Source organism: Streptomyces sp. NPDC034099, assembly GCF_055575415.1.
Window position 1 is genome coordinate 1 of sequence record NZ_JBVISR010000012.1, and the last position, 7,629, is coordinate 7,629.

At 73.5% G+C, this 7,629-nt stretch carries 6 protein-coding genes and 2 pseudogenes; 5 read left to right on the top strand and 3 right to left on the bottom strand.

Translation table 11 applies throughout. The features are described from left to right. From ACZ56V_RS29775 to ACZ56V_RS29790, 4 genes and pseudogenes are all read left to right on the top strand, one after another. Nucleotides 1-171: pseudogene (locus tag ACZ56V_RS29775) on the top strand (glucose-6-phosphate isomerase); the annotation flags it as partial. Nucleotide 172: 1 nt separating this feature from the next. Next, entirely contained in the window at nt 173-1,054 is an 882-nt protein-coding gene (gene gnd / locus ACZ56V_RS29780) for a phosphogluconate dehydrogenase (NAD(+)-dependent, decarboxylating) (protein ID WP_356365923.1), read from the top strand. A 70-nt stretch (nt 1,055-1,124) separates the two neighbouring features. Then, nucleotides 1,125-2,615, top strand: coding sequence for a membrane-associated oxidoreductase (locus ACZ56V_RS29785; protein WP_467382911.1), 1,491 nt, complete (start codon nt 1,125-1,127; stop codon nt 2,613-2,615). A gap of 91 nt (nt 2,616-2,706) precedes the next feature. Next, nucleotides 2,707-3,936 carry a serine hydrolase domain-containing protein gene (locus tag ACZ56V_RS29790; RefSeq protein ID WP_398918261.1) on the top strand — a complete coding sequence of 410 codons (1,230 nt, stop codon included), beginning with the start codon at nt 2,707-2,709 and terminating at the stop codon, nt 3,934-3,936. Between the two features lie 30 nt (nt 3,937-3,966). Here ACZ56V_RS29790 and ribA read toward each other — a convergent pair whose 3' ends face one another. Beyond that, complete coding sequence (gene ribA, locus ACZ56V_RS29795) at nt 3,967-4,629, bottom strand: GTP cyclohydrolase II (protein WP_467382909.1); 663 nt, start codon at nt 4,627-4,629, stop codon at nt 3,967-3,969. Between the two features lie 53 nt (nt 4,630-4,682). On the opposite strand from ribA, the gene ACZ56V_RS29800 reads away from it, so the two are divergent. Continuing rightward, a complete protein-coding gene (locus ACZ56V_RS29800) occupies nt 4,683-5,429 on the top strand; it encodes a creatininase family protein (protein ID WP_398918203.1) in 747 nt (248 codons plus the stop codon). 50 nt (nt 5,430-5,479) lie between these two features. On the opposite strand, the pseudogene ACZ56V_RS29805 reads toward ACZ56V_RS29800, so the two are convergent. Both ACZ56V_RS29805 and ACZ56V_RS29810 read right to left on the bottom strand, forming a co-directional pair. Next, nucleotides 5,480-6,505 (bottom strand): annotated as a pseudogene (locus ACZ56V_RS29805) (lysylphosphatidylglycerol synthase transmembrane domain-containing protein); the annotation flags it as partial. After that, on the bottom strand, nt 6,478-7,458 hold the full coding sequence (locus ACZ56V_RS29810) for an SAM-dependent methyltransferase (RefSeq protein WP_468946841.1): 981 nt from the start codon (nt 7,456-7,458) through the stop codon (nt 6,478-6,480). The pseudogene ACZ56V_RS29805 and the gene ACZ56V_RS29810, both read right to left, overlap by 28 nt. Between the last annotated feature and the right edge of the window lie 171 nt (nt 7,459-7,629).

Sequence of the window (7,629 nt, forward strand, 5' to 3'; positions counted from 1 at the left end):
CAGGGCGCGATCTGGAACATCGACTCCTTCGACCAGTGGGGCGTCGAACTCGGCAAGGTGCTCGCCAAGCGCGTCGAACCCGCCCTCACCGAGGGTGCCGACGTGCCCGGCCTCGACCCGTCCACGGCCGCGCTGGTGGCCGCCTACCGTGAACTGAAGGAAGTGCACTGACATGCAGATCGGTCTTGTTGGTCTCGGCAAGATGGGCGGCAACATGCGCGAGCGGCTGCGCAACGCCGGCCACACCGTCGTCGGATACGACACCAACCCCGAGCGGGCCGACGTCGACAGCCTGGTCGAGCTGGTCGACCAGCTGGAGCGGCCGCGCGCGGTCTGGGTGATGGTGCCGGCCGGCGGCGCCACCCAGCACGTCATCGACCAGCTGGCGACGCTGCTCAAGCCCGGCGACACCGTCATCGACGGCGGCAACTCCCGCTGGACGGACGACGAGCGGCACGCCGAGGACCTCGGCAAGCGCGGCATCAACTTCGTCGACGCCGGTGTGTCCGGCGGCGTGTGGGGCCTGAAGAACGGCTACGCCCTGATGGTCGGCGGCGACAAGGAGACCGTCGACGACCTCAAGCCGGTCTTCGACGCGCTCAAGCCGGACGGCCCCTACGGCTACGTCCACGCGGGCAGGGTCGGTGCCGGGCACTTCGCCAAGATGGTCCACAACGGCATCGAGTACGCCATGATGCAGGCCTACGCCGAGGGCTGGGAGCTGCTGGAGAAGGTCGACTCCGTGGACAACGTCCGCGAGGTCTTCCGCTCCTGGCAGGAGGGCACCGTCATCCGCTCCTGGCTGCTGGACCTGGCTGTCAACGCCCTCGACGAGGACCACCACCTGGAGAAGCTGCGCGGGTACGCGGAGGACTCCGGCGAGGGCCGCTGGACCGTGGAGGCGGCCATCGACAACGCGGTGCCGCTGCCCGCCATCACGGCCTCCCTCTTCGCGCGGTTCGCGTCCCGGCAGGAGGACTCGCCGCAGATGAAGATGGTCGCCGCGCTGCGCAACCAGTTCGGCGGGCACGCCGTGGAGTCGGCCAAGAAGTAGCCGCCGGGAAGCAGGCGGTCCGGAAAGCGCGTTGACGTGATCGGCCGGTTCGGGTCAGAGTCCCTCCCTGATGGAGATCAACGACCTGACACCGGCCGAGTCGCGTCTGTGGCGGGCGTTCGCCTCGGGCACCGCCGTGGACTTCCGCACCGCGCACTCCTCCGCCCCGGACCCCTGCGCCCCGGACTTCGACGACCCCGCCGGGGGCGGTACCTGGGGGCCGGAACGATCCGTGCGCGCGAGCGTGCTGCGCGCCCTGCTCCTGGACGGCCCCCGGGAAGAGGGCCGGGTCGCGGCGCTCAGTCTGGCCGGCGCCCGGGTCACCGGACGGCTGGATCTTCAGTACGCGACGGTCGACCATCCCGTGCGGCTGCGGCACTGCCACTTCGACGAGGCACCGAGGTTCTACGGGGCCCGGCTGCGCGAGCTGAACCTGAGCGAGTCCGTGCTGCCCGGACTGATCTCGCACGCGGTCCGGGTGGAGGGCGTACTGCGGCTGACCCGGGCCCGGTTCGGCGGGACGGTGCGGCTCGCGGGTGCGGAGGTCACCGGCAGCCTGTACCTGGAGAGCACCCGCATCGAGGCACCGGACACCGAGGGGCCGGTGCTCCAGCTGAACCAGGCGGTGCTCGGCGCCGACCTGTGGGCGCCGGGGCTGCGCGCGGGCGGCGAGGTCCGGCTCACCGGTGCCAGGGTGGCCGGCACGGTCAATCTCAACGACGCGATGCTGGACCGGCCGGGCGGCACCGCCGTCCATGCCGAGACACTCGCGGCCGAGGCCGACGTGCTGATGCGGCGCGCGGACGTCCGGGGCCGCCTGGAGCTGCGCGGCGCCCGGATACCCGGCCGGCTGGACCTGTCGCACGCCCGGCTGGACAACGCCGGGGACACCGCGCTGCGCGCCAGCAGTTGCGTGATCGGCGAACTCTGGCTGCGGGAGGGCCCGGTGGTGCGGGGCGCGCTCAATCTGCGCCGCGCCCAGGTGGACGTGCTGTTCCTGCAACCGGAGGTGGTGCCGGACTGGGTCCAGCTCAACGACCTCACCTACACCTCGCTCATCCCGCACGAGCCCGCCGAGCGGCGGCTGCCGATGCTGGAGAAGGGCGACGGCTATCTCCCCTTCACCTATGAGCAGTTGACCGCCGCCTACCGGCGGATCGGCGACGACGACGCGGCCCGCCTCGTCCAGCTCGCCAAGCAGCGGCGGCGCCGGCGCACGCTGCCCTGGTACGGCCGCCTGTGGGGGCATCTCCAGGACGTCGCGGTCGGGTACGGCTTCCGTCCGCTGCGCGCGGGCGGCTGGCTGCTGTCGCTGCTGGCGGTCGGCTCGGTCGCGTACGGGCTGCACCATCCGCCGCCGCTCAAGCCGGAGGAGGCCCCCGGCTTCAACCCGGTCTTCTACACCCTCGACCTGCTGCTGCCGGTGATCTCCTTCGGCCAGGAGAACGCGTTCTCGCCCGAGGGCGGGTACCAGACGCTCTCCTACGTCCTGATCATCACCGGCTGGATCCTGGCCACGACGGTGATCACCGGCCTGACCCGCACGGTCAGCCGCCAGTGAGGATCTTCGTACCGGGGCCGGGCGTTCCGGGGAGGCGTGAACGGGGTATGCCGGACGCGTCCCGGACGAACGATCAAGGAGAACGATGGCGATGCCAACCCTGCGGCAGGAGGTCGACGCGGGTGCGGCCGGGCTGGACCCCGCGGCGCTGGACCGGCTCGACCTGCACTTCGCCCGGCAGGTCGACGAGGGCCGGCTGCCCGGGTTCCTGGTGGCCGTCGCGCGCGGCGGCCGCGTCGCCCATCTGACGGTGCACGGGCTGCGGGACGTCGCGGCCGGGCTCCCGGTGACGGCCGACACGCTGTGGCGGATCTACTCCATGACCAAACCGGTCACGTCCGTGGCCGTGCTGACCCTGGTGGAGGAGGGCCGGCTGGCGCTGGAGGACCCCGTGGACCGGTACCTGCCGGCCTTCGCCGAGCCGCGGGTGTACGTCGGGGGGACCGGGGACGACGTCGTCACCCGGCCGGCCGCCGGTCCGGTGCGCGTCCGGCACCTGATGACCCACACCGCGGGGCTGACGTTCGGCTTCTACCGCACCCACCCCGTCGACGCGCTGTACCGGGCGGCCGGTGTGGAGTCATCGGTGCGGCCGGGCGCGGACCTGGCCGAGACGGTCGACCTGTACGCGAGCCTGCCCCTCCAGTTCGAACCGGGCACCGAGTGGAACTACTCGGTGGCCAGCAACGTACTGGGGCGGCTCGTCGAGGTGGTGTCCGGGCAGCCCCTCGACGTGTTCTGCGCCGAGCGGATCTTCGGGCCGCTGGGCATGGCGGACACCGGGTTCCACGTCACCGACGCGCAGGCGGGACGCCTGGCCGAGCTGTACGGCGAGACGGAGGACGGCGGCATCACACCGGTCCCCGGGCTGCCGCTGCGGGGCCGGCCGCGGTTCCTGTCGGGCAGCGGCGGCCTGGTCTCCTCCGCGTACGACGTGCACCGCTTCGCGGAACTGCTGCGCCGCCGCGGCGAACTCGACGGGGTCCGGCTGCTCGCCCCGGCGACGGTGGACCTCATGACCCGCAACCACCTCCCGGGCGGCGCCGACCTGCGTTCCTTCGGAAGCCACCCTGCGCACGACGAGCCCGGCAACGACGGCGTCGGCTTCGGCCTCGGCGTCTCCGTGGTGACCGACCCGAGCCGCACCAGGTCGCCCTCCGGGCTCGGCACGTACGGCTGGAGCGGAGTGGCGACGACCACCTTCTGGGTCGACCCGGGCCGTGGACTGACGGTGCAGTTCATGACCCAGGTGCGGCCGAGGTCCTCGCACACGGTCTATCCGGACCTGAAGCGGCTGGTGCACGACGCCGTCGCGGACTGATCCGGAGCGGCCGGACCCGGCGCCTCGGGCTCAGGACGACACGTGCGCCATGGCGTCCAGGTGGGGCAGGTGGTGGTCGAGCCGTTCCCGCTTGGTGCGCAAGTAGGTGATGTTCGACTCGCACGGCGGTATCAACAGCGGCACCTGCTCGGCGACCTCGATGCCGTGCCGCACCAACGCCTCCCGCTTGCGCGGGTTGTTGGACATCAGCCGCACCGACCGCACACCGAGGTCGTCGAGGATGCGGGCGGCGACACCGTAGTCCCGGGCGTCCACGGGCAGGCCGAGGGCGAGGTTCGCCTCCACCGTGTCCAGGCCCTCCGCCTGCAACGCCATCGCGCGCAGCTTGGCGAGCAGACCGATGCCGCGCCCCTCGTGGCCGCGCAGGTAGACCACGATCCCGCTGCCCGCGTCGGCCACCTGCCGCAGCGCGGAGGTGAGTTGGGCGCCGCACTCGCAGTGCTGGGAGCCGAAGGCGTCGCCGGTCAGGCACTCCGAGTGGAGCCGGGTGAGCACGCTTTCGCTGCCCGGGTCGCCGTGCACCAGGGCCACTTGCTCGTCGCCGCGTTCGTGGTCGAGATAGCCGTACGCCCGGAATTTCCCGTAGACGGTGGGCAGCGGTGTCACCACGATCCGCTCCACGTCCGTGCGCTGGGATGCCTTCTTGCCGAGTACACCGATTTTTTCTGTCATGATTTTCGCGTTCCTCAACAGATTGCTCAATCGAGATGAAAGGCCGTGCGGAAATGGATGTTTCACTGGTGCCGGCGGACACGAGCGAAGACGTGCGCGCACGCGGCTCCAAGGTCGCGGTGCTGCCGGTCGGGAGTTACGAGCAGCACGGCCCGTACCTTCCGCTGGCGACCGACACCCTCGTCGCGTGCGCCGTCGCCCGCGAGCTGGCCGGCGCGTATCCGGTGCACCTGCTGCCGCCGGTGACGATCGGCTGCTCGCACGAGCACGCGGACTGGCCCGGGACCGTCAGCGTCTCCGCCGTGACCCTGCACGCGGTGGTGCGGGACATAGCGGACTCGCTGCGCCGCTCGGGTGTCGGGGCCCTGGTCGTGGTCAACGGGCACGGCGGCAACTACGTACTGGGCAACGTCGTCCAGGAGTCCACCGCGCGCGGTGAGCGGATGGCGCTGTTCCCGGCCGCCGAGGACTGGGAGACGGCTCGGCAGCGGGCGGGGGTGGCCACCTCGCTGCTCACCGACATGCACGCGGGGGAAATCGAGACCTCCATTCTTCTGCACACGCACCCCGAATTGGTCCGGCCCGGTTACGAGGCCGCCGATTTCGTCGCGGACGACCGGCGTCATCTGCTCTCCCTCGGTATGTCCGCCTATACCGCTTCCGGTGTCATCGGGCGTCCTTCACTGGGATCGGCGGAAAAGGGGAAGGAACTGCTGGCGGGCCTCGCGGATTCCTTCGCGGAATGTTTCGCGCTGCTGACGGCGGCGAAGGTCACCGTGTCCGACGAGGAGCGCGGGTAGCGCACGGTGCGCCGGCGGGCGACGAGGACGGCGGCACCGGGCAGGCTCGCCACGAGGCTGAGCACGCCGTACACCACCGCCGTGCCCAGCCCGGTGCCCGCGCCCAGCCCCGCCGCGCCGAACGCCCAGGCGGTGACGCCCTCCCGGGGGCCCCAGCCGCCGACGTTCAGCGGCAGCCCCATGGCGAGCAGCGCCAGCACGGCCAGCGGGGTGAGCGCGGCGAGGGAGGCCGCGCTGCCGGCGACCCGGGCGGCGAGCACGAACATCGTGAGGTGCCCGGCGAGCACGACACCGGAGGAGAGGGCGACCCCCGGCAGGTTCCGCCGGGACAGCAGCCCGGCCCGTGCCTCACCGAGCGCCGTCCGCAGGGCCGGTCCCCGGCGTGCGGGCGTCCTGCGTGCGGGGGTTGTGCGTGCGGGCGTCCGGTTCATGCGCAGGGCGAGGACGACGGCGAGCGCTCCGGCCAGGGCGAGGGCCGCGAGCGGTGCGACCCGCCGGGCCTCGGCGAACACCGGGGACGGCATGGTGAGCAGTACGGCGACCCCGACCCCGATCAGCGCGAGCTGCCCCGCGACCCGTTCGAGGACGACGGCGCGCACGCCGCGCCCCAGGTCTCCGGCGTTCCGCCCGTGCCGCACCGCGCGGTGCACGTCACCGAGGACACCGCCGGGCAGGGCCGCGTTGAGGAACAGGGCGCGGTAGTAGTCGGCGACGGCCGCCACGAACGGCAGCCGGATGCGCAGGCCCCGGGCCACCAGGGCCCAGCGCCAGGCGCTGAAGACCGTGGTGACCAGCCCGATCCCGAGGGCGGCCAGCACCGCGGGCCCGTCGATGCGGCGGATCCCGTCCAGGAGGGCGCCGGTCCCCAGCCGCCACAGGAGTACGGCGAGGACGGCGGTGCCGGCGAGCGTGCCGAGGTGGGTGCGCAGGGCGCGGCGGCGTGGAGTCCGGGCGCCGACGGGGGTGTCCGGGGACGGCGGCGTCGGCAGGTCCCGCGCCGGTACGGCCGGTGCCGGTACGGCCGGTGCCGTCGGCGGCGTCGGTGCGCTCACGGGGCCCCGCCCGTCGGCCGGCACAGCGCCAGCAGGTCGGTGTGGTGGACGACCACGCGCAACTCCCCGGCCGCGCAGGCCGCGAGACGCTCGTCCAGGTACCGGTCGGCCCGCTCCCGCAGTTCCGGGCGCTGTTCGACGGCCGCACCGACCCAGCCCCGCAGCCACTGGGCGGTGAGCCCGGCCTCGTCGGGACCGAGCCGCCAGGGACTGGGGAGCGCCCGTACGGCGGCGCCGTGCCCGGCGAAGACCTCGGCCGCCACGTCGACCGCGTCCGGGCCGAGCATGCCGGTTCGCCGCTGGTGGTCGTTGAAGGCCCCGGCGATCTCGGCGTCCAGCGGGTGTGCCGGGGTGAGGTCGACGCGTCCGGCGACGGAGAGGGTCAGCAGCGCCGGGCAACCGGCGGCGGCACAGGCGGCGGCGAGGGTGCCGACCTCCTCGGCGGTGAGGACGTCGAGCAGCGCGGACGCCGTCACCAGCGCGGCGCCGGTCAGGGCGTCCGGGGTGAGGCGGGCGAGGTCCCCGCGCCGCGTCTCGACGGTGACACGGCTGCCGTCGGCGGCGGTGCGCGGGGCGGCGACGGCCGCGAAGTGCAGCAGGTAGGGGTCCCGGTCGTGCAGCACCCAGTGCTGGGCGCCGTCCAGCAGCGGGGCGAGCCAGCGCCCCATCGACCCGGTGCCGCAGCCCACGTCGTGCACCACCAGCCCGTCCGCCCGCCCCGGCGGATCGGCGAGCCTGGCCCGCAACGGGCCGAGCAGCTCGTGCGCCCGGGCGGCGGCGTCGGCGGGCTCCCGCAGGCGCAGCCACTCGGGGGCGTAGCGCGGGGGTTCGTCGGGGTGCTCGGGGGCCGGGACTCCACGCAGGCGGACGGTGGCCCCCTCGGTGTCGGGCCGCCCGTGACCGTCATGCCGCGACGCCTTACGACCGTCCGCAAGCGGTCGGACGGTAGGCCGCTCGGCCGGAGCCGCCGTCCGCAGGGCGGGATCGTCCGACCGCCGCGCGGCACGGTGACCGGCACCGCCCTCGGACCACTCCGCGCGCCGACCCGCCCGACCCTCACCCGACCCCTCCCCGACGCCGGGAGCAGGCCACTCGACAGGACCCACGGCAACCGGGCCCGCACCGGAGACAACGGCGCCCGCCGAGTC